At 73.6% G+C, this 26,745-nt stretch carries 17 protein-coding genes and 2 pseudogenes; 11 read left to right on the top strand and 8 right to left on the bottom strand.

Features of this window, described 5'->3' with window-relative positions; all coding sequences use genetic code 11:
- Positions 1 to 46 precede the first annotated feature (46 nt).
- Positions 47 to 238 carry a DUF2795 domain-containing protein gene (locus ACH4UM_RS29155; protein ID WP_398185506.1) on the top strand — a complete coding sequence of 64 codons (192 nt, stop codon included), beginning with the start codon at positions 47 to 49 and terminating at the stop codon, positions 236 to 238.
- Here ACH4UM_RS29155 and ACH4UM_RS29150 read toward each other — a convergent pair.
- The 6 genes and pseudogenes from ACH4UM_RS29150 to ACH4UM_RS29125 all read right to left on the bottom strand — a co-directional run bounded on the left by ACH4UM_RS29150 (position 228) and on the right by ACH4UM_RS29125 (position 12,141).
- The gene (locus tag ACH4UM_RS29150) at positions 228 to 2,243 is read right to left on the bottom strand and encodes a protein kinase (protein WP_398185503.1); all 2,016 of its coding nucleotides are present in this window, start codon (positions 2,241 to 2,243) and stop codon (positions 228 to 230) included. The genes ACH4UM_RS29155 and ACH4UM_RS29150 overlap by 11 nt on opposite strands.
- Before the next feature lie 121 nt (positions 2,244 to 2,364).
- Complete coding sequence (locus tag ACH4UM_RS29145) at positions 2,365 to 3,948, bottom strand: VWA domain-containing protein (protein ID WP_398185501.1); 1,584 nt, start codon at positions 3,946 to 3,948, stop codon at positions 2,365 to 2,367.
- 119 nt (positions 3,949 to 4,067) lie between these two features.
- On the bottom strand, positions 4,068 to 6,662 hold the full coding sequence (locus ACH4UM_RS29140; protein WP_398185498.1) for a hypothetical protein: 2,595 nt from the start codon (positions 6,660 to 6,662) through the stop codon (positions 4,068 to 4,070).
- Between the two features lie 36 nt (positions 6,663 to 6,698).
- Positions 6,699 to 8,129 (bottom strand): hypothetical protein, encoded by a 1,431-nt coding sequence (locus ACH4UM_RS29135; protein WP_398185495.1) that lies wholly within the window; start codon positions 8,127 to 8,129, stop codon positions 6,699 to 6,701.
- Positions 8,130 to 8,228: 99 nt separating this feature from the next.
- On the bottom strand, positions 8,229 to 10,088 hold the full coding sequence (locus ACH4UM_RS29130) for a hypothetical protein (protein ID WP_398185492.1): 1,860 nt from the start codon (positions 10,086 to 10,088) through the stop codon (positions 8,229 to 8,231).
- A 325-nt stretch (positions 10,089 to 10,413) separates the two neighbouring features.
- A pseudogene (locus tag ACH4UM_RS29125) lies at positions 10,414 to 12,141 on the bottom strand (serine hydrolase).
- Between the two features lie 392 nt (positions 12,142 to 12,533).
- Here ACH4UM_RS29125 and ACH4UM_RS29120 point away from each other — a divergent pair.
- From ACH4UM_RS29120 to ACH4UM_RS29110, 3 genes are read left to right on the top strand one after another with little or no spacing between them, the layout of a single operon-like run.
- A complete protein-coding gene (locus tag ACH4UM_RS29120) occupies positions 12,534 to 13,643 on the top strand; it encodes an NAD(P)H-dependent flavin oxidoreductase (protein ID WP_398185489.1) in 1,110 nt (369 codons plus the stop codon).
- Entirely contained in the window at positions 13,640 to 15,220 is a 1,581-nt protein-coding gene (locus ACH4UM_RS29115) for an acyl-CoA synthetase (RefSeq protein ID WP_398185487.1), read from the top strand. The genes ACH4UM_RS29120 and ACH4UM_RS29115 overlap by 4 nt, the downstream gene beginning before the upstream one ends.
- Positions 15,221 to 15,268: 48 nt before the next feature.
- Entirely contained in the window at positions 15,269 to 16,768 is a 1,500-nt protein-coding gene (locus ACH4UM_RS29110) for an acyl-CoA synthetase (protein ID WP_398185484.1), read from the top strand.
- 60 nt (positions 16,769 to 16,828) lie between these two features.
- On the opposite strand, the gene paaK is transcribed toward ACH4UM_RS29110, so the two are convergent.
- Positions 16,829 to 18,121 (bottom strand): phenylacetate--CoA ligase PaaK, encoded by a 1,293-nt coding sequence (gene paaK, locus ACH4UM_RS29105; RefSeq protein WP_398185481.1) that lies wholly within the window; start codon positions 18,119 to 18,121, stop codon positions 16,829 to 16,831.
- A 153-nt stretch (positions 18,122 to 18,274) separates the two neighbouring features.
- Between paaK and ACH4UM_RS29100 the strand changes: the two genes are divergently transcribed.
- Positions 18,275 to 19,132 (top strand): alpha/beta fold hydrolase, encoded by an 858-nt coding sequence (locus ACH4UM_RS29100; RefSeq protein WP_398185479.1) that lies wholly within the window; start codon positions 18,275 to 18,277, stop codon positions 19,130 to 19,132.
- 313 nt (positions 19,133 to 19,445) lie between these two features.
- Here the strand turns inward: ACH4UM_RS29100 and ACH4UM_RS29095 are convergent, their stop codons facing one another.
- The gene (locus ACH4UM_RS29095) at positions 19,446 to 21,065 is read right to left on the bottom strand and encodes an acyl-CoA synthetase (protein ID WP_398185477.1); all 1,620 of its coding nucleotides are present in this window, start codon (positions 21,063 to 21,065) and stop codon (positions 19,446 to 19,448) included.
- Positions 21,066 to 21,257: 192 nt separating this feature from the next.
- Between ACH4UM_RS29095 and ACH4UM_RS29090 the strand changes: the two genes are divergently transcribed.
- The 6 genes and pseudogenes from ACH4UM_RS29090 to ACH4UM_RS29065 form a co-directional block, all read left to right on the top strand.
- The gene (locus ACH4UM_RS29090) at positions 21,258 to 22,058 is read left to right on the top strand and encodes a crotonase/enoyl-CoA hydratase family protein (protein WP_398185475.1); all 801 of its coding nucleotides are present in this window, start codon (positions 21,258 to 21,260) and stop codon (positions 22,056 to 22,058) included.
- A 22-nt stretch (positions 22,059 to 22,080) separates the two neighbouring features.
- The gene (locus tag ACH4UM_RS29085) at positions 22,081 to 23,022 is read left to right on the top strand and encodes a Zn-ribbon domain-containing OB-fold protein (protein ID WP_398185472.1); all 942 of its coding nucleotides are present in this window, start codon (positions 22,081 to 22,083) and stop codon (positions 23,020 to 23,022) included.
- On the top strand, positions 23,019 to 24,089 hold the full coding sequence (locus ACH4UM_RS29080; protein WP_398185470.1) for a thiolase domain-containing protein: 1,071 nt from the start codon (positions 23,019 to 23,021) through the stop codon (positions 24,087 to 24,089). The genes ACH4UM_RS29085 and ACH4UM_RS29080 overlap by 4 nt, the downstream gene beginning before the upstream one ends.
- Positions 24,086 to 25,252, top strand: coding sequence for a thiolase domain-containing protein (locus ACH4UM_RS29075; RefSeq protein WP_398185468.1), 1,167 nt, complete (start codon positions 24,086 to 24,088; stop codon positions 25,250 to 25,252). The genes ACH4UM_RS29080 and ACH4UM_RS29075 overlap by 4 nt, the downstream gene beginning before the upstream one ends.
- A gap of 83 nt (positions 25,253 to 25,335) precedes the next feature.
- A complete protein-coding gene (locus ACH4UM_RS29070; RefSeq protein WP_398185465.1) occupies positions 25,336 to 25,578 on the top strand; it encodes a DUF397 domain-containing protein in 243 nt (80 codons plus the stop codon).
- 130 nt (positions 25,579 to 25,708) lie between these two features.
- A pseudogene (locus ACH4UM_RS29065) lies at positions 25,709 to 26,605 on the top strand (universal stress protein); the annotation flags it as partial.
- Positions 26,606 to 26,745 lie beyond the last annotated feature (140 nt).

Genomic DNA, 26,745 nt, shown 5'->3' with positions numbered 1-26,745 from the left:
ACCAGGCCGCCCGGCGGCGGCCGCCCACCCCCCACGGGAGGCTCACATGGCCGACCTCAGCCCGATCGAGCTGCAGAAGGCCCTCAGCGGCATGGACTACCCGACGGACAGGCAGCACCTGGTCGAGCGTGCCCGCAGGAACCGGGCCGACAGCAGGATCGTCAGTCGGCTCGACGGCCTGAAGCAGGACCACTTCGACGGACCGACCGAGGTGCAGAAGGCCGTCTTCAACGAGTGACGGCCCCACCTGCGCCCGCGGGCCCGCCGCCCCGGCCGGACGGCGGGCCCGCGGGCGCGTCCGGTGCCGCCGCGGCCGGCAGCGCGTGCAGGGTGCCGCCGGACGAGGCGGCGTGCACACTCCGGCCACCCGGGGCGCAGGCCGTCGCCAGGATCTGGCCGCCGAGGTCGAAGCTCTGCAGCGAGGCCCCGTCCGCCGCGTCCAGCAACTGCAGCCGGCCGCTCCAGCCACCGGCGTACACCGCGGCGCCGTCGGTACACAGCGCGAAGAACTCCTCCTGCCGTCCGTAGTACGCGCGCCAGATCGGCTCGCCGGTCGCCGCGCTGTGACAGTGGACCGTGCCCGCCGCGTCCCCGACGACGACCGTGTCGAGCACCCGGACGGGCTGTGCCACCACGGGCGCCCCGAGCCGCTTCTCCCAGGCGGTCGAGCCGTCGGCGGCGGTGATGCAGCGCAGGGTGCCGTCGCCGTCCGCCACCACGAGGTGCTCCTCCAGCGGCAACGGCGGCGCCAGGACGGGGGCCGGCAGTCGTACCGGCGCCTTCCATGACAGGGCGCCGTCCTCGTCGTCGACGGCGAGGAGCGTCGTGCCCTGCGCCGCCGACAGATACACGTGCCGGGCGCCGGCCGCGACGGGCACGGCCGGCGCTCCCAAGGCGTCGAGGAGAGGGCCGGTCTCCCACCACAGGCGGCGGGTGACCGCGTCGAAGTGGTGCAGCCGGCCGGTGGCCTCGCCGAGGAACACGCTCTGCCCCCGAAGCAGCACCCGGGCCCGGTCGAGACCGCCCGCCGGCACGGACCACCACATGAGGTGCTCCCGGGTGTTCCAGGACTCCAGCCGGCCGGCGGAGTCGCACACCAGCAGCACGTCCCCGTCCGCGCACAGCTGCACCGGGGCGGTGAAGTCCGTCCGGCGGGCCACCTCCGCGCCCGTGGCGGCGTCCAGCCAGCGCACCGCACCACTGCCGTCGGCGGCGACCACACCGCCCTCCTCCGTGGCCACGACGCTGTGCGGCCACTCCCCGGCGCCGACGCTCCAGCTGCGCCGCCCGGGGCGGAACGGCACGGTCAGATCGGCGGCGTTGCCCGCCCCGGCGAGGAAGTCCCGCAGCTGCGTACGGTAGGCGGCCAGGGCACGGCCGACGGAGTCGGGCAGGTGGAGCATTCCCGGTGGGCCGAAGCCCTCGGCGACCTCCTCCAGCGCGGGACGGTCGGCCGGGTCCTCGGCCAGGCAGGCGCGGATCAGCCGGCCCGTGGCGTCGTCCGGCAGCCCCGACAGGTCGGGCGCCATCCCGCCCACACGGCGCAGCAGCATGGCCCGGGCATCGTTCTCCGCCGTGTACGGCGGGTGGCCGGTGAGGGCGTACAGGACGATGGCGGCGACGCCGAAGACATCGGTCGCCTGCCCGGTCCTGGCCAGTCCCCGGATCTGTTCGGGGGCGCAGAAGTGCGGGTGGCCGATGACCGTGTCGAGGGTCAGCGTGACCCGCTGACCGCGGATGCGGGTCAGCCCGAAGTCGATGATCCAGGGCCCGTCCCGGGTCAGCAGGATGTTCCCCGGATGCAGGTCCCGGTGCAGCAGTCCCTTGTGGTGCGCGGTGCCGAGGGTGTCGGCCAGCTCCGCGGCGACCGTCTGCACCGCGTCCCGCGGCAGCGGACCGCCGTGCGACTCCACCACGCGGTACAGCGACAGACCGGGGATGAAACGGGTCGCCAGGGTCGGCCGCCGGCCCGCGCCGAAGTCCAGCGCGAGCAGGTCGGGGATGCGCGCGCCCTTGCAGCGCTCCAGCGCCTTGCTCTCCTGGTGGAAGCGCTGCATGTGCTGGGCGTCCTCGGTGAACTCGCGCTTGAGCAGCTTCACGGCCGCCAGGGCGTCCGGGCCGTGCCGGTCGCCCGGACGCCTGCCCAGGTAGACCGTGCCGAACCCGCCCGTGCCCAGCCTGCCCAGCAGCCGGAAGCCGGCCGCCTCCGGCGGGTCGGCGTCCGGGTCCAGTGGCATCACCATGTCGTCGTCCTCTCTTCGGGCCGGTCTTGGCGCGGGTCTTGGCGCGGGTACTGGCGCAGGCCCTCGGACCGGGCTTGCGGCAGGTCTTCGGGCCGGCTGCCCGGTACCCGCACCGGGTGGGTCAGCGCAGGACGGCCGCCTCGCTCTCCGTCTCGTGGGAGAAGCCGATGCCGCACAGCACCGTGGACTTGCCGAGCTCGCAGGTGCCGGTGTCGCGCAGCCGCTCCCCGCTCGGGCGCGGAGCGTCGCGCTCGCAGCGCAGGACGAGCACCAGGCGTCCCGCCTCCTGCCGGCCGCGCACGGTGATGTGCGCCCGCACCTGCCCGGCATCCGTCTCCTGGGTGACCTCCCGGCCGCGCAGCGGGATCGCCTGACGGCTGCCCGTCCGCAGGTCGGTGACCACGAGGACGCCGGTGAGCTGGGGGTTGCGCTGCTTGTAGGCGCGCCACCCGGCCGCCGAGCCCAGCAGCACCACCAGCAGGACCAGCGGGTAGAGCCAGCCGGGCGTCCGGCCGGGCACCGTGCCCCGCAGGTCGAGTTCGGTGACGACCGGTTCGCCGGTGGAGAACTTCGTGTCCCCCAGGGAGCCGTGGATCGCCGTCGTCCAGGGCGAGGAGATCTCGGCGCGCAGGGGCACCCGGGCCTCGAAGTCGCGTGAGCCGGGGAGCAGGCTGAACCGGGGGTTCTGCCGCCAGGCCAGCGTCAGCCGTACGGTGCGCCGCCCGCCCGGCTGCAGGGTGACGGGGCCCTGCGAGGTCACCCGCGCACCGTCGGTGCCGTCGGCGCCCGTGAGCCGGACGGTCAGCGGCACGTGGTGGGCCTTGGAGACCAGGGTCACCTCCAGGGTCCGGGTCCGGGCGCCGGTGCGGTCCGAGGTCCCTACGGTGACGTGTCCCCGGCCGGCCGCGCGCACTCCCTCGCCCGCGACCGACACGGCGACCGTGCCGTCCTGGTCGGCGCGGAGCAGACTCACCGCCTTCTGGGTCCGGACCTGGTCCTTGGCGGAGCTCAGCTGGGATCCCAGGGCCGCCGGGTCGACCGGCAGGATGCGCGGGGCGCCGAAGGCGCTGCCGAGGACCTCGGAGACCTTGGTGCCCTCGGCGAGCGGGAGCCCGTAGCCCGTGATCTTGTGGTCCGCCCCCAGCGCCGAGTAGCGCGCCCTCAGCCGCTGCCAGGCCTGGCTGCCCAGCTGGGCGTAGGGGCTGCCCGGCGCGTTGACGGCGCCGTCGGTGAGCATCAGCACCGCACCGACCGGGGCCGTGCTGTGGTCGAGCTGGTCGGCCGCGGCGTCCAGCGCGGCGCCGTGGTCGCTCGCCGACTCCTCGGCGGAGCCGGGCAGTTCCCTGTCGAAGAGGCCGTCGGTGCGGTTCGCCGGTGCCATCGGGTGCACGACGCTCGTCGCCCGCCCGAAGGTGACGACGGCCACCTGGTCGGCCGGTGTGAGCGAGGCGAGGAAGTCGGCCAGGCGGCGCTTGACCGTGGTGTAGAGCGGGACGCCGTCGGGTCCCTTGTCCTGCATCGAACTGGAGACGTCGACGAGGACCACGTAGGCCGCCGGGACGTCGTCGACCTTGAGCGAGCGGTAGATGTCGTCGCGCGGCACCGGTGGGTCCGCGGCCACGGCGGGTGCCGTACCGCAGACGGCCAGCAGGACGGCGAGGGTGAGCAGCACGGCGTGGCGGGCCGTCGCCCGGATGGTGAGCATGAGGTGTCTGTCCCCCTGTGGTGTGCGTGAGCGGGCCGTCGGCCGCGGCGTGCCGCCGGGCCGGAGCGGTTCGTGGGGCCGCCGGGTTCAGGAGCGGGTGCGGGCCGGAACAGCCGGGTTCAGGAGCGGGTGCGGGCGGCCACGGCGTCCAGTCTGCGCAGCCGGGCGATCTCCCGTTCGCACTGCCGGATCTGCTGGTCGAGGTCGGACCTCATCCGCGTCAGCCGGCCGATCGCGTGGTCGCGGTAGTGCGGCCAGAGGCGGCGGTCCGTGCTGCCCCGGATGAGGGCGATCTCCAGGTCCTCGCGCTCCTCGTCGGCGCGGTCCCCGCTCGCGTACGACGTCCACACCCGGTGATAGGCGTCGAGGAGGTTCAGGACCCGTTCGCCGACGTGACCGTGGGCCGCCCAGGCCTGCAGGGCCGCGCCGAGCTCTTCGTTCTCCCCGCCCGCCCGGCGGGCCGCGCACGCCCGCGCGGCCAGCAGTTCGCAGTCCTCCCGGGTGCCCGAGCACCGCATCGCCACGCGGTGCACCTCACGGAGGGCGAGTGTGGACCGCAGCTGCGGCAGACGGTCGGCGATCCGCTCGAGCCAGCGCTGGTCCTCGGGCGTCTCCCGCCAGTGCGGCACCTCGGTGGACAGCCGGTGCACCGCGTCGGCGACGATCCGCGGGTAGGGCTCGGGCCAGTCCAGGACGCGCAGGGCGAGGTCGCGGCCGGCCGGTCCGGGGCCCTCGCCGGTGGTCGCGTCGACCGACAGGGCGCCGTCCAGCAGGAGTTGGACGACCGCCGGGGCATGCTGGCGCACCGGGCGTGGATCGAGCGCGGCCTGGAGCATCGAGGCGTAGGTGCCGACGCGTCCCGCCGGGCCGCCGGAACCGGACTGCCGGGCCGCCGCGGCCAGAGTGGCGAAACCCGACGGCGGCAGGTCGGCCAGGACGCACAGCACGTCCCAGCGGGCCGCCGTCTCCGGCCGCATCCGGGCGGGGGAGCGGCCCAGCGCACGCCGGAGCACCGCCTGGGGCGAGAACTCGTCCGGGTCCGCGGGAGTGCGCAGCGCGCAGCCGAGCAGCCCCTGGAAGAAGTCGGACTGCAGGACCTCGTCGGCGACCGCGCAGACGACCGCGGCCTCCAGCAGCCGGGAAGCCGCCTCGGGATGGCCCGACGCCCACTTCCGGTTGGCCCCGGCCGGGCAGGCACCCGAACTCAGCAGGCCGTACAACAGCGGAAGTTCGGGGCTCTCGGCGATCTCCGCGGCCCGCTCGGGCTCCGGTTCGAAGCACAGCCAGCGCAGCCAGGCACGCAGGAGACCGGCCGGGTCGGGCCGCTCGTACAGGGCCCGGACGAGGCGGCGCGCGAGGCCGGGGACCGAACGCAGCAGGTACTGGGTGAAGCCCATGGTGCCCTCGGTGAACGGGGCGACGGCGGGCAGCAGCCGCTCGGCCACGGGATCGGGCGCGTCCTGCGGGCAGGTGGCCCGGATCCGGCCGATGACGAAGGCCAGCACCTCGTCCAGCGGGTCGAGGTCCCCCCCGGTGCCGGCGATGGCGGCGCGCATGTTCTCGAAGTTGCCGAGGGCGACGTCCGTCCGGCCGTCGAGCAGGTCCTCGATCAGCTGCTCGCGGAAGGCCTCGGAGACGACGGGACGGGACATGAGCGGCGCCAGGGCCTCCATGTCGGTGTCCGGATCCGCCAGTGCCCGGCCCGCGAGGACGGCGAGCGCCCCGGCACCGATCCCGGGACTGCGCAGGGCCTGGACGATCCGGTCGGTACCCACGTCCTGGCCCTCGCTGACGGCCTGGACCACGGCCATCGACGGGTCCAGCGCGGTCAGTACCTCCAGCGCCTCCGCGTGCGCGAGGGGACCCTCGATGTCCAACGGCTCGCGGGCGTCGGCCAGATGGCGTACGACCGCCTCGCCGCCGTGCTCCGTCCAGTTCTTGATGAGCAGGTCGTGGTAGGTGCGCGCCTGCGGGGACAGCGCGCCCAGGTCCGGCAGTTCGCCGCCCAGGCTCAGGCTGGTCACCCCGGGGGAGCCGCCGGCGTCCCCCCAGTACAGGCGCATGGGCACCTCGGAGCCCGAGGAGGTCCAGCTGGCGGCGGACAGGGTGCTGCGCATGCCGAACGGCAGCAGGGCCGCCACGGAGTCCAGGACGAGCAGCAGTTGGAGCGGCCCGTACTGGCGGTCGCCCGTCACCGCCACCGTGCCGTCCAGTAGATGGGCCGCCGCGGCCGCCAGCCAGCGGGTGATCTCCGAGACCCGGGGGGTGATGTTGTCCCGGACGTCGGTGACCAGGAGGTCGTCGTCGCCGTAGGCCAGTTCGACCGGTCCGGCACTGCTCTCGGTCAGGCTCTGAGCGGCCGTGCGGGCGGCCCTCGCCAGCGCGCACCAGCCGATGCCCGCCGCCCGCACCTGCGCGTAGGGGACGGCGAAGTGGCTGATCCGGTAGATCGGGCGGTTGGACCCGTCGACCCCGGCCGTGCCGTCCAGCAGGAAGACGCCGACCGTCCCGGCTCCGCCGGGTCCCGGGGCACACCCCATGGTGATCCACGGCAACTGGTCGCCGGGCGCCGGGGTACCCGGCGACCAGTGGTGGATGGTGGTGTTGAAGTCGGCGATGCCGCTCGGCGGATGGGCGGCGAGAACCTGGTAGCCGCTGTTGGTGCGGGGCTCCTTGCCCCACAGGGCCCAGTCGGCGATCAGCCCCGGTGCCATGGTGTGTCCTCTCGTGTGCGGGTGTCGGATGCCGGATCAGGACTGCGACGGGCCGAAGCCCCGTAGGAAGAGGAACGGTTCGAGGATGTTGACGGGCCGGGGCGGCGCCACGAAGCGCACGGCGTCCTCGACCGGGTTGAGCAGGTACGGGTTCTCGAAGTCGAAACCCCGCTCCGGATCGACCCAGAAACCGACGGCCGAGCAGACGAAGTAGCCGACGCGTTCGGGCGCGAAGAACAACTCGATCTGCTGCTGGATCTCGCGCAGACTGCCGTGCGGAAAGGCCTGGCACAGCCCGTCGAACAGCCGCTTGGCGTCCATGACCTCCGGCTGCCCGGTACGGGGGTTGAGCCGGACGTTGCCCTGTTCGCAGGCGAAGCGGAAGACCCGGTCGTCGTCGAACTTCGCCAGGCACACGGCGATGCTGTGCGGCAGGAAATTGCCCTCCCGCGCGTCGTGCATGTTGATCTCGGTGGCGACCCCGCCGAGGACGTCGGTGAAGAAGTCCGCGTTCTGCCGGGCGTCCTTGGCCACCGGTCCGTCGTCGCCGTTGACCTGCCACTCCCGGACGGGGTCGACGACGTAGACCATGGCCCGCGAGGCGCCCAGGTCCTTGATCAGCTTGCCCCCGAGGGCGGCCCCGGTCTGCGAGTGCAGGTCGAACGCCTCCCCGGGCAGGTCCCGGACGGTGACCTTGAACTCGGTCAGGTCGCGCGTGCGTTCGGTGCCGCGCCGCCACCGTTTGCGTCCGGCGCGGGAGAACCGGGTTCCGGTGAGGTCCCCGGCCAGGGTGAAGCGGACCGGGCGCTGTTCGGTGAGGGTGGCGTTGGGGAACTTCCGGTCGCGGTAGAGGATGCGCGCCAGGTCGCCGAGGAACTTCTGCGAGGCGTGGTCCTCCGGCCAGATGCTCCATTTCCCGTACAACGGGTCCTGGACGGCCCGGGAGAGGGCGGCCAGCAGGGTGGACTTGCCGCTTCCCATGCCGCCCCAGAGGGTGACCGTCGACTCGGGCGGGGCGGGCCGGCCCTCCGGCTCCTGATGGGCCCCCTCCTGGCCCTCGCGCTGCTCCGGGGCCGCCTTCCTGCCGCCTTTCGCGGGCTTGTCGGCGCGCGGGGCCGGGTCGGGCTCGTCGACCTTCTCCAGGAAGACGCTGGGCAGCGCCTCCTCGTCCGGTGCGGGCCGTGGGGAGGGCGCGGCGGACGGCCGCGCCCTGTCCTTCCGCCCGCCCGGGGGGCCCGGGCGGGGGCGCGGGCGTGGGGGCGCGGACCCGTTCGCGGCCGGGGCTTCGCCGGTGGCCGCGGGCCCGGCGGCCGGGGCCGTCGGCGGCGAGGGTGGGGGCAGGGCGGCCCGGCCCCCGACGAGGGTGGACCGGTCGAAGACGTCGAACGGCCCCTCCTCCCGGTGCTGCTGCCTGCGGTCCGGTCCGGCGTCCTTGACAGGCTCGGGCCGCGCGTCGTCGTCGACCATGGATGTGCTCCCGCTTGACGGGCGGCGGACCTCGGCCGCCGCACGGTGGTGGTCCGGCCCGCGCGTGGGGCGCGTACCGGGATGTCGGTGAGGTCTCGGTCAGCCGGCCACGGCGTGCTGCCAGTCACCGGCCGTGCCGTCGGCGACGACCAGCCGGATCGGTGTGCCGTCCGCGGGCAGGCACAGCGCCGGTGCGGCGACGGCGGAGGCGATCAGCCGCGGGTCGTGGCCCGCGGTGAACCGCCCCTCGGCGCCGAACGCGTGCCAGGCGTGGTCCGCCCAGTGCGCCAGATGGGGCTCGCCCTGCAGGTCGTCCATCCAGGCGGGTTCGTCCACGACCGCGACACACGCGACGCCGTCGTAGTGGCGTACCGCGTCCAGTTCGGCCTGCCAGTCCAGCCGGTCGGGGCAGATGCGTACGGCCGCGCCGCGCCGCAGCACCCGGGGCGGACGCGCCCGCGGGTGCGGGGGACGGGAGCCGACCACCAGCAGCACCCGGTGGCTGTCGGCCCGCCACAGCGGGCGCCAGGCGGACAGCTCACGGGGCACGTGTTCCAGCCCCGTGGCGAAGTCGTGCCGCAGGGGACGGGGGCGCCAGGACGCGAGGGCGAGCGCGGCGTCCGGTGCCGCCGACATCCCCAGCCGGCGTACGACGGGCCCGCGGTCGCCCGGTCGGTCGAGCGGATCGTGGTCGCGGTAGCCGATCAGTCCCACCCGGAGTGTCTCCTCGACGCCGACCGCGTCCTGGACGGCGGTCACGACGGCCGCCGCCTCCTGCAGCCGCTCCTCGACCGCGGTGCCGCCGTCGGCCTGCGGTCCGGCGACCTCCACGGCCACCACCAGGTCGACCGGGCGGGGCCGGGAGAGCTGCCGCGGGGTCCCGGACGCCAGGGCGGTCCAGGGGGAGGTCTCGGGTTCGTGCGGACCGTCGTGGCGCAGTTCCACCCGGCCGAGCCCGCGCAGGGCGTAGCACAGGGTGGTCCGGGAGCCGGGCGGCAGTTCGAGCCGGTCGATGCGCAGGGAGCGCCACCGCGACGCCGGCTCGTCGAGCCCGGCCAGGACGACGGCGGCGACGCTCTCGCCGGTGGTGGCGCCCTGCGGCGGCGCGGTGACCGGCACATGGACGACCGGTCCCGCGGCGGTGCGGTCGTCGGCGCGGCTGCCGGCCGGGAACAGCGGCCGGCGCACCAGGCCGACCGTGCCCGAGCCGCCGTCGACGTGGGCGGCCGCGAGCCACACCGTGGTGCGCAGCGGCAGCCCGGCCGTCAGGTCGTCCGGCGTCATCGGCCAGTGTGCGGACAGCCGCAGGCACAGCAGCGCGCCGGACTCCCCGCGCACCGCCTCGGCCGCCTGCTCGACGGGCTGCCAGCCGGCGGCCCTGACGGCGAGCACGAGCGGCCCCGCCGCGTCGCGGCCCGCGGCCCGCACGAAGGCACCCAGGGACTTGCGCAGCGCGCTGCCGAGCCCGCCGCCGGCCTGGTCCCGGCCACCCGCGAGCAGGAAGAGCCGGCCGCCCCTGTCCTGCGGAAGTGCCCCGGACGCCGGGGCCAGTTCCGTCCAGGACGCCTCGGCGAGCCGTATCACCTCCGGGCCGGCGGCGGTGTGGAGCAGCCGGCTCAGGCGCAGCCGCTCGCAGCCGGTCTCCAGGATGTCGAGGGCCGGAAACATCCCCGAGGCGAAGCGGGTGAGCACCCATCCCAGGCCGGCCCGGGACAGGCCCGCGCGTTCCTGGGCGAGTACGTCGTCCCAGGCCGGGCGCCAGGCATGAGGGGCGGCGGGGGAGCCGGCGGCGGCCAGCAGCCGCGCCACGTCCCGGTGGTCGGGTGGCGCCGGCTCGGCGGGATGCTCGCCGCCTGTCTCCGCTCCGCGCGCTGTGGGCCCGCCCGCCAGCAGGTCCGCGACGCGGAGTGCGGCCCGAAGATCGGCCGCCCCCGTGTTCACCCCGGTGTTCGACTGCACTGTTCCCCACCCCCGATACGGCCGCCGACGCCCCGGCGAGGCGGCGGGCGGCCGCTGTTGCACGTGAATCAGGCATCGCAGGGCCCTGGTGACGAGGCAGCCATGACTGATCGCAGATCCCGGAATCCCCAGTCCGGTTGCGGATTCACATTATCGCCCGCTGAGCGGATGGGACCCGTATTCGTGAGCTTTTATTTCCGCTGCTGCCACGCACATCCCGAATTGAAAGAAAAGGATGGGGATACTTTCGATCTATTTTCGATGCCGATTGATTGTCGATTTCGGGAAGATGGGAATCGACTGAGATCGATCAGGTGTGATCGCCCTAGTCTGCGGTGGCCGTCCAGCCCTTCGCCTCGATGCGGGCCGCGTCGGCCGGGCGTGCCTCGTCGAACAGGACTTCCCGGCCGGCCTCGACGCGCTGGGCGCCGACGTAGGCCCCGCGGCCCACGTAGCGGCTGTCCGTCGTGTACCGCCAGCGCACGGTCAGCTGCCGGGCGGCCGGGAACGCGGCCTCGAGCCGGTGCTAGGCACGGCCGGAGAAACCGGTGACGACGCCATCGGGATGCCGCTGCGGCCCCTCGCCCGGGCGCGTGGTGGTGAACGGGACCGGCTGCCAGGTCGCGCCCCCGTCCGCCGAGGCCTCGAGGACGAGTTCGTCCGACCGCGGTTCGGTGTCCCACCACACGGCGCAGCACAGCCGGGCGCCGCCTCGGGAGGCGTCGAGCGTGGGCAGGGCGAGGGTCGCCGTCGTGGCGCTCGCCATGCCGGAGAACCAGGCCGTACGCCCCCGCGCCGGGCGCACCGGCACGGCACGCGCGAGATTGTCGCCTGCGGCCACCCTGGGAGCGGACCCGGACCGCCAGGTGCGCACAGGATGCACGGAGTTGCCGAGCAGGACCAGGAAGGTGTCGGTCGTCGGGTCGAGCACCAGGCAGGTACCGGTGAAGCCGGTGTGGCCCGCGGTGCGCGGAGTGGCCATCGCGCCCATGTACCAGTGCTGGTAGAGCTCGAACCCGAGGCCGTGCTCGTCGCCGGGGAAGGCGGTGTTGAAGTCGGTGAACATCAGCTCCACCGACTCCCGCTCGAGGATGCGGGCACGTCCGTAGGCGCCGCCGTTGAGCAGCGTGCGGCCCAGCACCGCGAGGTCCCACGCGCAGGAGAACACCCCCGCGTGCCCGGCCACTCCGCCGAGGCCGAAGGCGTTCTCGTCGTGCACCTCGCCCCACACCAGGCCGCGGTCCAGTCCGGACCAGGGTCTGCGGGCGTCCTCGGTGGCCGCGATGTGCGGCTTCCAGGAGGCGGGCGGGTTGTACCGGGTGCGGTCCAGGCCGAGCGGGCCGGTGACCTCCTCCCGGAGCAGCACGTCCAGCGCGCGGCCCGTGACCTGTTCCAGGACGAGTTGCAGGGAGATCATGTTCAGGTCGGAGTACCGGTACGCGGTGCCGGGCGGGTTCAGCGGCGCCTCGTTCCAGATCAGCTCCAGCTTCTGCTCGTGCGTCGGCGCGTCGTACAGCGGGATCCAGGGGCGGAAACCCGAAGTGTGGGTGAGCAGTTGGCGTACCGTCACATCCTGCTTGCCGGCGCGTGCGAAGTCCGGAAGGTACGCGGCGACCCTGCCCTCCAGCTCCAGCGTGCCCCGCTCGATCTGCTGCACGGCGAGGAGCGAGGTGAACAGCTTGGAGACCGAGGCCAGGTCGAAGACGGTGTCCCGGGTCATCGGCAGCTGCCGGTCGGGCGGGAGCTCCACGCCGGTGTCGGTCTTCTCGTCGTACGCCGTGTAGCGCACCGCCATGCCGATCGGCTCGTGCAGCGCCACGGTGCCGCCGCGGCCGGCGAGCAGGACGGCGCCCGCGTACCAGGGGTGCTTGGGGGAGGGGCCGAGGAACGTCTCGGCATCGGCGACGAGCCGGCGCAGAGCGGCGGGGAGCAGGCCGGCCCGCTCGGGCGAGCCGTGCCGCAGGACGCGGCGGCCGGCCGCCCCGGCCGCCCCCGTGGGGAGAGCCCTGCCCGCCGGGAGGGAGGCGAGACACAGCGCACCGCCCAGCACCATCGACGCCCGGCCCAGTTGACGGCGGGTCAGCCCGCGCCCGCCCCTGTCCCCGTTCCCATTCCCGTTCCCGTCCCCGTTCCCGTCCCCGTTCCCGTTCCCGTTCCCGTCCCTGTTCCGGTTCCCGTTCCCGTCCCCGTTCCGGTTCCCGCGCCCGCCCCTGTCCCCGTACCGGTCCCCGCTCTCGTGCGCCGCGCCGTCCGCCATTCGTCAGGCCTCCCGTCGTACCGCGCCCTGAAAATATCTTTCGCCACTTGCCTCGCAGAGTGAAACTTTCCTGTCAGGTCCGGGGTGTGTCAATGAGGCGTGCGGGGCCGCGCGAGACCCTGCAAAGAATCTGACGGAGTATCAGAAATAGCCTTCCGTCGTCCGGAGGACTGCGGCATCCTGCGCCCATGCAGACGGAGCTGAGCAAGCAACTGGGAGTCGAGCACGCCGTCTTCGGCTTCACGCCGTTCCCCGCCGTCGCCGCGGCCATCAGCCGGGCCGGTGGCTTCGGAGTGCTCGGCGCGGTCCGCTACACCGCCCCCGACGACCTCAGGCGCGACCTCGACTGGATCGAGGCGCACATCGGGGGCCGGCCCTACGGCCTGGACGTCGTGATGCCCGCGAAGAAGGTCGAAGGGGTCACGGAGGCGGACGTCGAGGCGATGATCCCCGACGGCCACCGGCAGTTCGTGCGGGACACCCTCGCCAAGTACGGCGTACCCGAGTGGCCCGCGGGCGAGGCCTCCGGCTGGCGCATCACCGGCTGGATGGAGCAGGTGGCCCGCACCCAGCTCGACGTGGCCTTCGACTACCCGATCGGTCTGCTCGCCAATGCCCTCGGCCCCCCGCCCGCCGACGTCGTGGCCCGCGCCCACGAGCGCGGCGTGCTGGTCGCCGCGCTCGCGGGCAGTGCCCGGCACGCCAGGAAGCACAGGGAAGCGGGCATCGACGTCGTGGTCGCCCAGGGCTACGAGGCCGGCGGCCACACCGGCGAGATCGCCACGATGGTGCTCACCCCCGAGGTCGTCGACGCGGTGGCGCCGCTGCCCGTGCTGGCGGCGGGCGGCATCGGCAGCGGCCGGCAGGCGGCGGCCGCTCTCGCGCTGGGCGCCCAGGGCGTGTGGCTGGGCTCGGTCTGGCTCACCACCACCGAGGCCAAGCTCCACTCGCCGGCCCTGACCCGCAAGCTGCTCGAGGCCGGCTCCGGCGACACCGTCCGCTCCCGCGCCCTGACCGGGAAACCCGCCCGCCAGCTGCGTACCGAGTGGACCGATGCCTGGGACGACCCGCACGGCCCCGGCACCCTCCCCATGCCGTTGCAGGGCCTGCTGGTCGCCGACGCGGTCTCCCGTATCCAGAAGTTCGAGGTCGAGCCGCTGCTCGGTACGCCCGTCGGCCAGATCGTCGGCCGGATGACGAGCGAACGCTCCGTCCGGGCCGTCTTCGACGACCTCACCCGCGGCTTCGAGCAGGCCGTCGGCCGGATCAACCGCATCGCCGGAAGGAGCGGCCAGTGACCGGCACACCCGGCACCGCCGACCCGGGCGGCACACCCCCCACCGGCTTCTGGGCCCAGGCCACCGCCGATCCCGGCCGTGGCGTCCTGGTCGCGCCCGACGGCGAGGAGTGGACCGCCGGTCGCCTGCACGCCGCCGCCAACGGCCTCGTCCACGGCCTCCGGGCCGCCGGCCTGGAGCGCGGCGACGCCTTCGCGGTCGTGCTGCCCAACGGCGTGGAGTTCCTGACCGCCTACCTGGCCGCCACTCAGGCCGGCTTCTACCTCGTCCCCGTCAACCACCACCTCGTCGGGCCCGAGATCGCCTGGATCGTCGCCGACTCCGGGGCCAAGGTGCTCATCGCCCACGAACGCTTCGCCGATGCCGCCCGCCGGGCCGCCGACGAGGCCGGGCTCCCGGCCGGCCACCGGTACGCGGTGGGCGAGGCCGCCGGCTTCCGGCCCTACCACGAACTCCTCGCCGGAAAGCCGGGGTCGGCGCCGCCCGACCGCACCATGGGCTGGGTCATGAACTACACCTCGGGCACCACCGGCCGCCCGCGCGGCATCCGCCGCCCGCTGCCCGGCAAGCCACCCGAGGAGGCCTACCTCGGCGGCTTCCTCGGTATCTTCGGCATCCGGCCCTTCGACGGGAACGTGCACCTGGTCTGCTCGCCGCTCTACCACACCGCCGTGCTCCAGTTCGCGGGCGCGTCCCTGCACATCGGGCACCGGCTGGTCCTGATGGACAAATGGACGCCGCAGGAGATGCTCCGCCTCATCGACACCCACCGGTGCACGCACACGCACATGGTCCCGACCCAGTTCCACCGCCTGCTGGCCCTTCCCGAGGAGATACGGGCCCGCTACGACGTCTCCGCCATGCGGCACGCCATCCACGGGGCCGCCCCCTGTCCCGGCCACGTGAAACGGGCGATGATCGACTGGTGGGGCGGCTGCGTGGAGGAGTACTACGCGGCCAGCGAGGGCGGCGGCGCCTTCGCCACCGCCGAGGACTGGCTGAAGAAGCCCGGCACGGTCGGCCGGGCCTGGCCCATCAGCGAACTCGCGATCTTCGACGACGACGGCAACCGGCTGCCGCCCGGTCAACTCGGCACCGTCTACATGAAGATGACCACCGGCGGTTTCTCGTACCACAAGGACGAGACGAAGACGCGGAAGAACCGCATCGGGGACTTCTTCACCGTGGGCGACCTCGGCTACCTGGACGAGGACGGCTACCTCTTCCTGCGCGACCGCAAGATCGACATGATCATCTCGGGCGGGGTCAACATCTACCCCGCCGAGATCGAGTCCGTCCTGCTCGCCCACCCCGCCGTCGCCGACGCCGCGGTCTTCGGCGTCCCGCACGACGACTGGGGCGAAGAGGTCAAGGCCGTCGTCGAACCGGCCCCCGGCCACCGGCCGGGCCCGGCCCTCGCCGCCGCCCTCCTCACCCACTGCGCCGACCGCCTCGCCGGCTACAAGCGCCCCAGGAGCATCGACTTCATCACCGAGATGCCCCGCGACCCCAACGGCAAGCTCTACAAGCGACGGCTGCGGGAACCGTACTGGGAGGGCCGCACCCGGCCCCTGTGAGCGCACGGTCCTTGACCTCCTCGCGCGGCGAGCCGAGGATCATGTGCCATGACGCCTGGACACGGGAGCACGGTCGACGGAGTGCTGCGGCGCAGCGCCCGGCGCACGCCGGCGCGGGTCGCCGTCGAGTACCAAGAGCGCTCGTGGACGTACGCCGAACTCGACAACGCCGTCTCGCGCGCGGCGAGCGTGCTGCTCGGGCAGGGCCTCGCCCCCGGTGACCGGGTCGGTGCCTTCGGCCACAACTCGGACGCGTACCTGATCGCCTTCCTCGCCTGCGCCCGCGCCGGGCTGGTGCACGTGCCGGTCAACCACAACCTCACCGGCGACGACCTCGCCTACATCGTCGGCCAGTCCGGCAGTGCGCTCGTCCTCGCCGACCCGGACCTGGCCGGCCGGCTCCCGGCCGGGACACGGTCGTTGCCGCTGCGCGACACCGGCGACTCGCTGCTCGACCGGCTGCCGGCCGCCGTGCCCCACGACGGGCCGGAACCGCGCGGCGAGGACCTGGTCCAGCTGCTCTACACCTCGGGCACCACCGCCCTGCCCAAGGGCGCGATGATGACCCACCGGGCGCTGGTCCACGAGTACCTGAGCGCCATCACCGCCCTCGACCTGAGCGCGGGCGACCGTCCGGTCCACTCGCTGCCGCTCTACCACTCGGCGCAGATGCACGTGTTCCTGCTGCCCCATCTCGCGGTCGGCGCGACGAACGTCATCCTCGACGCACCGGACGGCGAGAAGATCTTCGACCTGATCGAAGCCGGCCGCGCGGACAGTCTGTTCGCCCCGCCGACCGTGTGGATCGGCCTGTCGAACCGCCCCGACTTCGCCACCCGAGACCTGAGCGGCCTGCGCAAGGCGTACTACGGAGCCTCGATCATGCCGGTGCCGGTCCTGGAGCGGCTGCGCGAACGCCTGCCGGAGCTGGCCTTCTACAACTGCTTCGGCCAGAGCGAGATCGGCCCCCTGGCCACCGTCCTGGCCCCCGACGAGCACAAGGGCCGGATGGACTCCTGCGGACGCCCGGTGCTGTTCGTGGACGCCCGCGTGGTCGACGAGGACGGCAAGGACGTCCCCGACGGCACCCCCGGCGAAATCGTCTACCGCTCACCGCAGTTGTGCGAGGGCTACTGGGACAAGCCCGAGGAGACCGCCGAAGCCTTCCGCGACGGCTGGTTCCACTCGGGCGATCTCGCGGTCCGGGACGCCCACGGCTACTTCACGATCGTCGACCGGGTGAAGGACGTCATCAACTCCGGGGGCGTCCTGGTCGCCTCCCGCCAGGTCGAGGACGCGCTCTACACCCACCCCGAGGTCGCCGAGGCCGCCGTGATCGGCCTGCCCGACGAGAAGTGGATCGAGGCGATCACGGCAGTCGTCGTCCCGCGCGGCGAGGTCACCCAGGAGGCCCTCATCGCCCACGCCCGCGAGAGGCTGCCCCACTTCAAGGCGCCCAAGCGGGTGCTGTTCGTGGAGCAGTTGCCCCGCAACGCCAGCGGAAAGATCCTGAAGCGGGAACTGCGGGACCGGTACGCGGGGCAGTAGCGACGCATCCGGCGGCGGGCGCCCGTCCGGGTCCAGGACCCCCGCAGAACCGTGTGCAGGTCAGGAGCGCAGGTCCACGATCCGCCTGATCTTGCCGACCGAGCGCTCCAGGGACTCCGGCTCCACGATCTCGACCGTGACCGACACGCCGATGCCGTCCTTGACCGCCCTCGCGATCGTCCCCGCGGCCGCCGCCCGTGCCTCGGCGGTGGCGTCCGGGCGGGCCTCGGCGCGGACGGTGAGGGCGTCCAGGCGGCCCTCTCGGGTGAGGCGGAGCTGGAAGTGGGGGGCGGCGCCCGGGGTGCGCAGGACGATCTCCTCGATCTGGGTGGGGAAGAGGTTCACCCCGCGCAGGATCACCATGTCGTCGCTGCGGCCGGTGACCTTCTCCATCCGGCGGAAGGCACGGGCCGTGCCCGGCAGCAGCCGGGTCAGGTCACGGGTCCGGTAGCGGATCACCGGCATGGCCTCCTTGGTGAGCGAGGTGAACACCAGCTCCCCCTCCTCGCCCTCGGGCAGCACCTCGCCCGTGATCGGGTCGACCACCTCCGGGAAGAAGTGGTCCTCCCAGATGTGCAGGCCGTCCTTGGTGTCCACGAATTCCTGCGCGACCCCGGGCCCGATCACCTCCGACAGTCCGTATATGTCGACCGCGTCGATCCCGAACCGCTCCTCGATCTCCCGCCGCATCTCCTCGGTCCACGGCTCCGCGCCGAAGACGCCGACGCGCAGCGAGGTCCCGCGCGGGTCCACGCCCTGGCGCTCGAACTCGTCCAGGAGGGTGAGCATGTAGGAGGGTGTCACCATGATGATCCGGGGCGCCAGGTCCTGGATCAGCTGCACCTGGCGGGCCGTCATGCCGCCGGAGGCGGGGACGACCGTACAGCCCAGCCGTTCCGCGCCGTAGTGGGCGCCCAGGCCGCCGGTGAACAGCCCGTAGCCGTACGCCACGTGGACCGTGTCACCGGGCCGCGCGCCGGCCGCGCGCAGCGAGCGGGCCACCATGTCCGCCCACAGGGACACGTCGCCGTCGGTGTAGCCGACCACTGTGGGGCGTCCGGTGGTGCCGCTGGAGGCGTGGATGCGGCGGATGCGGTCCCGGGGCACGGCGAACATCCCGTAGGGGTAGTTCTCGCGCAGGTCCGCCTTGGTGGTGAAGGGGAAGCGGGCCAGATCGGCGAGCGAGTGGCAGTCGTCGGGGCCCACCCCGGCCTTGTCGAAGGAGGCCCGGTAGAAGGGCACGTTCTCGTACGCGCGCCGCAGCGAGGCCCGCAGCCGCTCCAGCTGCAGCGCCCGCAGTGCCTCGGTGCCCAGCCGTTCACCCGAGTCCAGCAGCTCCGTCGCATCCGCCATCCGGGAGTCTCCCTCGCCCACCACAACAATACGGTCGACCGATCATTCGGTCGAGATGCCGGAGATCAGTTATCCAGGCCGTCCGGCCGCAGACAAGACTCCGGCGGAGAAATTCCCTGGCAGCCGTCGCCCCGCCCGGCCAGGATCGACGCCGTGCCGATCTTCACCGCGCCCGACGGAACCGAGCTCGCCTACCACCTGCGCGGGCAGGGCGATCCGCTCGTCGTCCTGCCCGGAGGGCCGATGCGGGCCTCCGCCTACCTGGGGGACCTGGGCGGGCTCACCGCCCACCGCCGGCTCGTCCTGCTCGACCTGCGCGGCACGGGCGACTCCGCGTTACCCGCGGACGCGTCGACGTACCGCTGCGACCGGCAGGTGGACGACGTGGAGGCGCTGCGCGCACACCTGGGCCTGGAGCGGATGGAGGTGCTCGGGCACTCGGCGGGCGGCAGCCTCGCAGTGCTGTACGCCGCCCGCCGTCCCCGGCGGGTGGCGCGGCTCGCGCTGATCACCGCCGCCGTGCGCCCGCTCGGCCTGCGTGCGACGGCCGAGGACCGCCTGGCCGCCGCCCGGATGCGCAGCCGGGAGCCGTGGTTCGAGAAGGCGTACCCGGCGCTGGAGGCATGGCTGGCGGGGACCGGCGGGTACGGCCCCGAGCTCGCCCCCTTCTTCTACGGGCGCTGGGACGCAGCCGCCCGCGCCCACGCCGGGGCCGACGAGGAGCAGACCAACGAGGCGGCCGCGGACCGCTACTTCGCCGAGGCGGCGTTCGACCCGGTCGCGACACGTGCCGCACTCGCCGAGCTGACCGCCCCGGTGCTCGTCCTCGCCGGCGAACTCGACGGAGGACCCCGCCCCGGCCTCGCCCGCCGCGCCGCCGAGACCTTCCGCCACGCCGAGTTCGCAGTGCAGCCCGGTGCCGGGCACTATCCGTGGCTGGACGACCCGGACTGGTTCGTGCGGCGCGTCGCCGCCTTCTTCACCGGGGCCGCTGTGCCGTCGGCACAGTGATCGCAGGGTCTGCTGTGCCGGCGGCCCCGTCACCGCGGGGCAGCTCTGCCGCGGGCGCAGTGACCCGCCTGGTCCGCGCATCCGTGGGCAGGTGCCGGAGGGGCGTGGTGTGCCGGTCGGGGGATTCGACCCGCGGACCGTGCGGGCGGGCGGCAGGCCCCTCCTCACCCGCACGCACCTGGGGGCCCGGGCCTGCGCCGCCCGTTCTCCCGCCGCCCATCCGCGGCGCCGGCGGTGCCGGCCGGCACCGACCGCCGCCCGGCCGGCCGCCGGTCCGATTACGCGCCGGGTGCACGCCCCGCACGTCCCGAGCTCAGCGGTCCGCCGCCACCGCCACCTCCCGCGCCCACCGGTAGTCCGCCTTGCCGCTGGGGGAGCGCCGGATGGAGTCCGCGATCACCAGCTGGCGCGGGATCTTGTAGCCGGCCAGGTGGGCACGGCAGTGGGTCTGGACGTCCTGCAGGGACGGCCGCGGGGCGCCCTCGCGCAACTGCACGACGGCGGCCACATGGTTGCCCCACGTCGCATCCGGGACACCGGCCACCAGGGCGTCGTAGACGTCGGGGTGGGATTTGAGGGCCTGCTCGACCTCCTCCGGGTACACCTTCTCGCCGCCGGTGTTGATGCACTGCGAGCCGCGGCCGAGGACGGTGACCACGCCTTCCCCGTCGACGGTCGCCATGTCGCCGAGCAGCACCCAGCGTTCGCCGTCCTTCTCGAAGAACGTCTCGGCGGTCTTGCCGGGGTCGTTGTAGTAGCCGAGCGGTACGTGGCCGCACTGTGCGACCCGGCCCACCTCGCCGGGCGCGACCGGCTCGCGGGTGGCCGGATCGACCACCCGCGTACGGGAGTTCATACGGATACGGAAGCCGCGCCCGGGTCCGGAGTCCTCCGTCGCCGTGCCGTTGAAGCCGGACTCCGAGGAGCCGAAGTTGTTCAGCAGCACGGCGTTCGGCACCAGCGCCCGGAACTGCTGCCGGACCGTCTCCGACATGATGGCTCCGGACGAGGAGACGCTGAACAGTGACGAGCAGTCCGTGCCCTTCATCGGCCCGGCGAGCGCGTCGATCAGCGGCCGCAGCATCGCGTCGCCCACCAGTGAGACGCTGGTGACCCTCTCCTTCTCGATCGTCCGCAGCACCTCCTCGGGGACGAACTTGCGGTGCAGTACGACGCGTTGCCCGAAGTCGAAGCCGATGAAGGCGGTGAGGGTCGAGGTGCCGTGCATCAACGGGGGAGTGGGGAAGAAGGTGATGCCCGCGCCGCCGGCCGCGACGCGTTCGGCGAGCTCCTCCGGCTGCTTCACCGGCTCGCCGGTCGGCGCGCCGCCGCCCAGCCCGGAGAAGAACAGGTCCTCCTGCCGCCACATCACGCCCTTGGGCATCCCGGTCGTGCCGCCGGTGTAGATGATGAACTGGTCGTCGCCCGACCGCGCCGGGAAGTCGCGCCCGGGCGGACCCGCCGCCTCGGCGTCCGTGAAGGCGATCGCGGGGAGCTCGCGGGCCCCCGGCTGTGCGCCGCCCACCCGCAGCAGGTGCCGCAGCCCCTCCACCCGGGGCAGCGCCGCCGCCACCCGGTCGGTGAACTCCGCGTCGAAGACCAGCGCCACCAGGTCCGCGTCCCGGTAGAGGTACACCAACTCCTCTTCGACATAACGATAGTTGACGTTCACCGGCACGATCCGTGCCTTCAGGCAGCCGAGCACGGTCTGCAGGTACTCCACCCCGTTGTAGAGGTGCAGCCCGAGATGCTCGCCCGGGCGGATCCCGCTGTCGGCCAGATGGCGGCCGATGCGGTTCGCGGCCGCGTCCAGCTCCGCGTAGGTCAGGCGGCGCTCCGCGCCGGTGCCCGGGTGGTCGGCGTACACGAGGGCCTCGCGGTCCGGAACCACGTCGGCGACCGACTCGAACAGGTCGGCAAGGTTGTACTCCACCGCTCCTCCTGACCCCGGGGCGTACGGGCATGCCTGGCACCTGGCATCCGTCGGCTCGCCGGTCATCAGAGCAAAGGGCGCCGCAAGTGTGAAGGGGCCGCGCAGCAGAAATCTGACTGACTGTCAGAAAACCCTTGAAGTGGCTTCCCGGCTCCTGCAACCTGTTCTCGTTCCTGCAGACGGGAGACCGCTATGAGTGGGACGGAACACCTCACCGTGCGGCGCGAAGGCGCCACACTGGTGCTCACGCTCAACAGGCCCGAAGCCAAGAACGCGCTCTCGCTCCCCATGCTCGTCGGCCTCTACGACGGCTGGCTGGCGGCCGACGAGGACGACGCCGTCCGCTCGGTCGTCCTCACCGGCGCGGGCGGCGCGTTCTGTGCCGGCATGGACCTGAAGGCCCTGGCCGGAGACGGCATGGCGGGGCAGGGGTACCGCGACCGGCTGAAGGCCGACCCGGACCTGCACTGGAAGGCGATGCTGCGCCACCACCGCCCGCGCAAGCCGGTGATCGCCGCAGTGGAGGGTCACTGCGTCGCGGGCGGCACGGAGATCCTCCAGGGCACCGACATCCGGGTCGCGGGCGGGTCCGCGACCTTCGGCCTGTTCGAGGTCAGGCGGGGACTCTTCCCGATCGGCGGCTCCACGGTCAGGCTGCCACGCCAGATTCCGCGCACCCACGCCCTGGAGATGCTTCTCACCGGCCGCCCTTACAGCGCCCACGAGGCCGCCGGCATCGGGCTGATCGGCCATGTCGTGCCCGACGGCACGGCGCTCGCGAAGGCCCTGGAGATCGCCGAGCAGATCAACGCCTGCGGCCCGCTCGCCGTCGAGGCCGTCAAGGCGTCCGTGTACGAGACCGCCGAGCTGACGGAGACGGACGGACTCGCCGCCGAACTCGAGCGCGGCCGGCCCGTCTTCGGCACCGCCGACGCCAAGGAGGGCGCCCGCGCCTTCGCGGAGAAGCGCACCCCCTTGTACAAGCGCGCCTGACCCACCGAAGGAGCACCCCGGCATGCCCGAAGTCCTCAAGGCCCCCCTCGTCGTCGAGTTCCCCTTCACCCGCTCCCTCGGCCCGGTGCAGAGCGCCTTCCTGACCGGTCTGCGCGAGCGGGTGGTCCTCGGGGTGCGGACCGGCGACGGCCGCACCCTCGTCCCGCCCGTCGAGTACGACCCCGTCACCTCCGAGGAGATCCGCGATCTCGTGGAGGTCGCCCCCACCGGCACGGTCACCACCTGGGCCTGGAACCCCGCCCCCCGCCGCGGCCAGCCCCTCGGCAAACCGTTCGCCTGGGTCCTGGTACGCCTCGACGGCGCCGGCACCGCCCTGCTCCACGCCCTCGACGCCCCCACCCCCGAATCCGTGCACACCGGAATGCGGGTCCGGATCCGCTGGGCCGCCGACCGCACCGGCGCCATCACGGACATCGCCTGCTTCGAGCCGTACGACGGAGACGGCGCCCGGCCCGGCCATCACACCGGCGAGTTCGAGGACCGGGTCACCGGCATCGTCGCCCCCGCACGACTCGACTACACCTACTCGCCCGGCCGCGCCCAGAGCGCGTACATCAACGCCCTGGCCGAGCACCGGACCGTCGGCGAGCGCTGCCCGTCCTGCCGCAAGGTGTACGTTCCCCCGCGCGGCGCCTGCCCCACCTGCGGCGTCCCCACCGCCGAGCAGGTCGAGGTGGGCCCGGCCGGCACCGTCACCACCTTCTGCATCGTCAACATCAAGGCGAAGAACCTGGACATCGCGGTGCCCTACGTCTACGCCCACATCGCCCTGGACGGCGCGGACCTGGCACTGCACGGCCGGATCGGCGGCATCCCCTACGACCGGGTGCGCATGGGCCTGCGCGTGGAACCGGTGTGGACGGCCGGGGGCCGCCACCCCGACCACTACCGGCCGACCGGCGAGCCCGACGCGGACTACGACACCTACAAGGAGCTGCTGTGACCGGCCAGGAGGGCTTGGGGCCCCGTGACATCGCCGTCGTCGCCTTCGCGCAGACCGACCACCGGCGCACCACCGACGAGCTCTCCGAAGTGGAGATGCTGATGCCGGTCCTGCACCAGGTGCTCGAACAGACCGGCCTGCGGACCGCCGACATCGGCTTCACCTGCTCCGGCTCCAGTGACTACCTCGCCGGCCGCGCCTTCTCCTTCACCATGGCCCTGGACGGGGTGGGCGCCTGGCCGCCGATCTCCGAGTCGCACGTCGAGACCGACGGCGCCTGGGCGCTGTACGAGGCATGGACGAAGCTGCTCACCGGGGACGCGGACACCGCGCTGGTGTACGCGTACGGCAAGTCCTCGCCGGGCTCGGTGCGCGACGTCCTGACCCGGCAGCTCGACCCCTACTACGTCGCCCCGCTGTGGCCGGACTCCGTGGCCCTCGCCGCCCTGCAGGCCCAGGCCCTCATCGACGCCGGCGAGACCGACGAGCCCGCACTGGCCGCCGTGGGCGCGCGCAGCCGGGCCGACGCGGCCGGCAACACCCATGCGCAGGTGCGCGGTCCGGTGCCACGGGGCGACTACGTCGTACGGCCCCTGCGCACCGGGGACTGCCCGCCCATCGGCGACGGAGCCGCCGCCGTGATCCTGGCGGCGGGGGAGCGTGCCAGGAGGCTGTGCGCGCGGCCCGCCTGGATCCGGGGCATCGACCACCGCATCGAGGCGCACGGGCTCGGGGTGCGCGACCTGACCGACTCACCGTCCACCCGGCTGGCGGCGGATAGGGCGGGCGCCTTCGAACGGCCCGTGGACACCGCCGAGTTGCACGCGCCGTTCACCGCCCAGGAGGTCGTGCTGCGCAAGGCGCTGCGGCTGGACGACACCGTGCGTGTCAACCCCTCCGGCGGGGCCCTCACCGCCAATCCGATCATGGCGGCCGGGCTCGTCCGGATCGGCGAGGCGGCCGCCCGCATCCACCGCGGCGAGTCCGACCGCGCCCTCGCCCACGCCACGTCCGGCCCCTGCCTGCAGCAGAACCTGGTCGCCGTACTGGAAGGGGATCCCCGATGAGCAAGGAACCCGTGGCCGTCGTGGGGATCGGCCAGACCAGGCACGTGGCGGCGCGCCGGGACGTGTCGATCGCGGGGCTCGTCCGGGAGGCCGCCGGGCGCGCGCTCAGCGACGCCGAGCTGACCTGGGCGGACATCGACGCCGTGGTCATCGGCAAGGCGCCCGACTTCTTCGAGGGCGTGATGATGCCGGAGCTGTACCTCGCCGACGCCCTCGGCGCGGTCGGCAAGCCCATGCTCCGGGTGCACACGGCCGGCTCGGTCGGCGGCTCCACGGCGCTCGTCGCCGCGGGCCTCGTGGCGGCCCGTCTCCACGGCACCGTCCTCACCGTCGCCTTCGAAAAGCAGTCCGAGTCCAACGCCATGTGGGGACTGTCGCTGCCCATCCCCTTCCAGCAGCCCCTGCTCGCCGGCGCGGGCGGGTTCTTCGCCCCGCACGTGCGCGCCTACATGCGGCGCAGCGGCGCGCCCGGCACCGTGGGCTCGCTGGTGGCGTACAAGGACCGGCGCAACGCGCTGAAGAACCCCTTCGCCCACCTCCACGAGCACGACATCACCCTGGAGAAGGTCCAGGCCTCGCCCATGCTGTGGGACCCGATCCGCTACTCGGAGACCTGCCCGTCCTCCGACGGCGCCTGCGCCATGGTCCTCACCGGCCGCGCGGGCGCGGCCCGTGCGCCCCGGCCGCCCGCCTGGATGCTCGGCGGCGCCATGCGCAGCGAGCCGACGCTCTTCGCCGGCAAGGACTTCGTCTCCCCGCGGGCCGGCCGGGACTGCGCCGCCGACGTCTACCGCCAGGCGGGCGTCACCGACCCCCGCCGGGACATCGACGCCGTCGAGATGTACGTGCCGTTCTCCTGGTACGAGCCCATGTGGCTGGAGAACCTCGGCTTCGCCGAGGAGGGCGAAGGGTGGAAGCTCACCGAGTCCGGGGTGACCGAGCTCGACGGGGACCTGCCCGTCAACATGTCGGGCGGGGTGCTGTCCACCAACCCGATCGGCGCCTCCGGCATGATCCGCTTCGCGGAGGCGGCCCTCCAGGTGCGCGGCCAGGCCGGAGAACACCAGGTGGAGGGAGCGCGCAGGGTGCTCGGGCACGCCTATGGCGGCGGGTCCCAGTTCTTCTCCATGTGGCTCGTGGGAAGCGAGCGGCCCGACTCCTGAAAGGTCCTCCTCATGTGGCCTGTTGGCACCCGGACACGATCGCTAGGCTGGCCCGCGGACGACGATTCGGGAGGAGCACGGACGTGGCCGAGAGCACTATCCAGCAGCACCCCCTTGCGGGATGGGACAAGCCGGAGCTGGATCTCAGCAACGCCGAGTGGCAGTCCAGCAGCCGTGGCCTGGGGGATGTCCAGATCGCCTTTGTCGAGGGATTCATCGCGATGCGCAACAGCGGCCGCGCGGAAAGTCCCTCCCTGATCTTCACGCCCGCGGAATGGGGCGCGTTCGTGTCGGGCGCCCGGGAGGGGGAGTTCGACCTCACCTGAGCGCCACGCCGATCCGGGGGTGTTCGCCGCCCTTTTCCGGACACGCGACCATGGAGGCCCTGCCGGGGCCCAGGCCCCAGCGAGGCCGGCTCCCGGCGGGGAAAGGTCGCCACCCGGAGGTGAGGAACCCATGAGCCCCCCACCGGTCGTCGCCGCGGTCGACGGCTCCGACGACAGCCTGCGCGCCCTGGACTGGGCCCTCGACGCAGCCCGGCGGCGCCGTGCGCCGCTGCGGGTGGTCCATGTGCGGCAGTACGCCGCCTGGGCCCAGCCCGACGTGCTGGTCGCCGGCCCGCCCGAAGGCGGCGACGAGGTGCTCGACCAGGCACGCGGCCATGTCGAAGGGCGCACCGACCGGACGGACGTGGAGTACGTGGGCCTGGACGGCCTGCCCGGGGCCCTGCTGCCCGAACTGGGCTCCGCCGCCCAGCTGCTGGTGCTCGGCTCCCGGGGCCGCGGAGGCTTCGCGAGTCTGCTGCTCGGCTCCAACGGCCTCGCCGTCGCCCGCGACGCGGAGTGCCCGGTCGTCGTCGTGCCCCGGCCCGGCCGCGAGGTCCACGGCGAGAACCCGGGCGGGCCCGGACCCCGGGTGGTCGTCGGGCTGCACGTCGACAGCCCCGGCGAGGCCACCCTCGCCTTCGCCTTCGGAGAGGCCGCCCGGCGCGGCGCCCGGCTCCAGGCGGTCGCCGCCTACCCATGGCCGGCCCGGACCTGGGTGGCGCCGGGTGAGTTCGCCCCGCCGGTGATCGAGCAGCAGGCCGTGGAGAGCGAGATGCGCAAACTGGCCGAGGGCTTCCTCGCCCCGCACCGCGCCCGGCACCCCGAGGTACGGGCCGAGGCGTACGTGGCGCCCGGCGACGCGGCAGGCCACCTGGTGGCCGCCTCCAAGGACGCCGACCTGGTCGTGGTGGGCCGCCACCGCCGACGCCTGCTGGCCCCGGCCCGCATGATGGGCTCCGTCACCCAGGCGGTACTGCTGCACGCCGCGAGCCCCGTCGCGGTGGTGCCACCCTCGCCCCCGGAGGAGCGAGGCGCCCCCTCGGCCACCTCGGTCGCCGGAAAGGGGCAGGCCCGCGGCCGACACGCCGGTCCCGTCCCCGCCCGGGGATCCGCCGCGAGCCGACCGTCCCGGCGGCCGTCCCGGCGGGCGGCCTCGGCAGGCAGGTG

Origin of the sequence: Streptomyces sp. NPDC020801, from assembly GCF_044334385.1 — a bacterium.
Classification (GTDB): domain Bacteria; phylum Actinomycetota; class Actinomycetes; order Streptomycetales; family Streptomycetaceae; genus Streptomyces.
The sequence above is the reverse complement of the archived record's forward strand: the minus strand, read 5'-3'. Positions and strand labels throughout refer to the sequence as shown.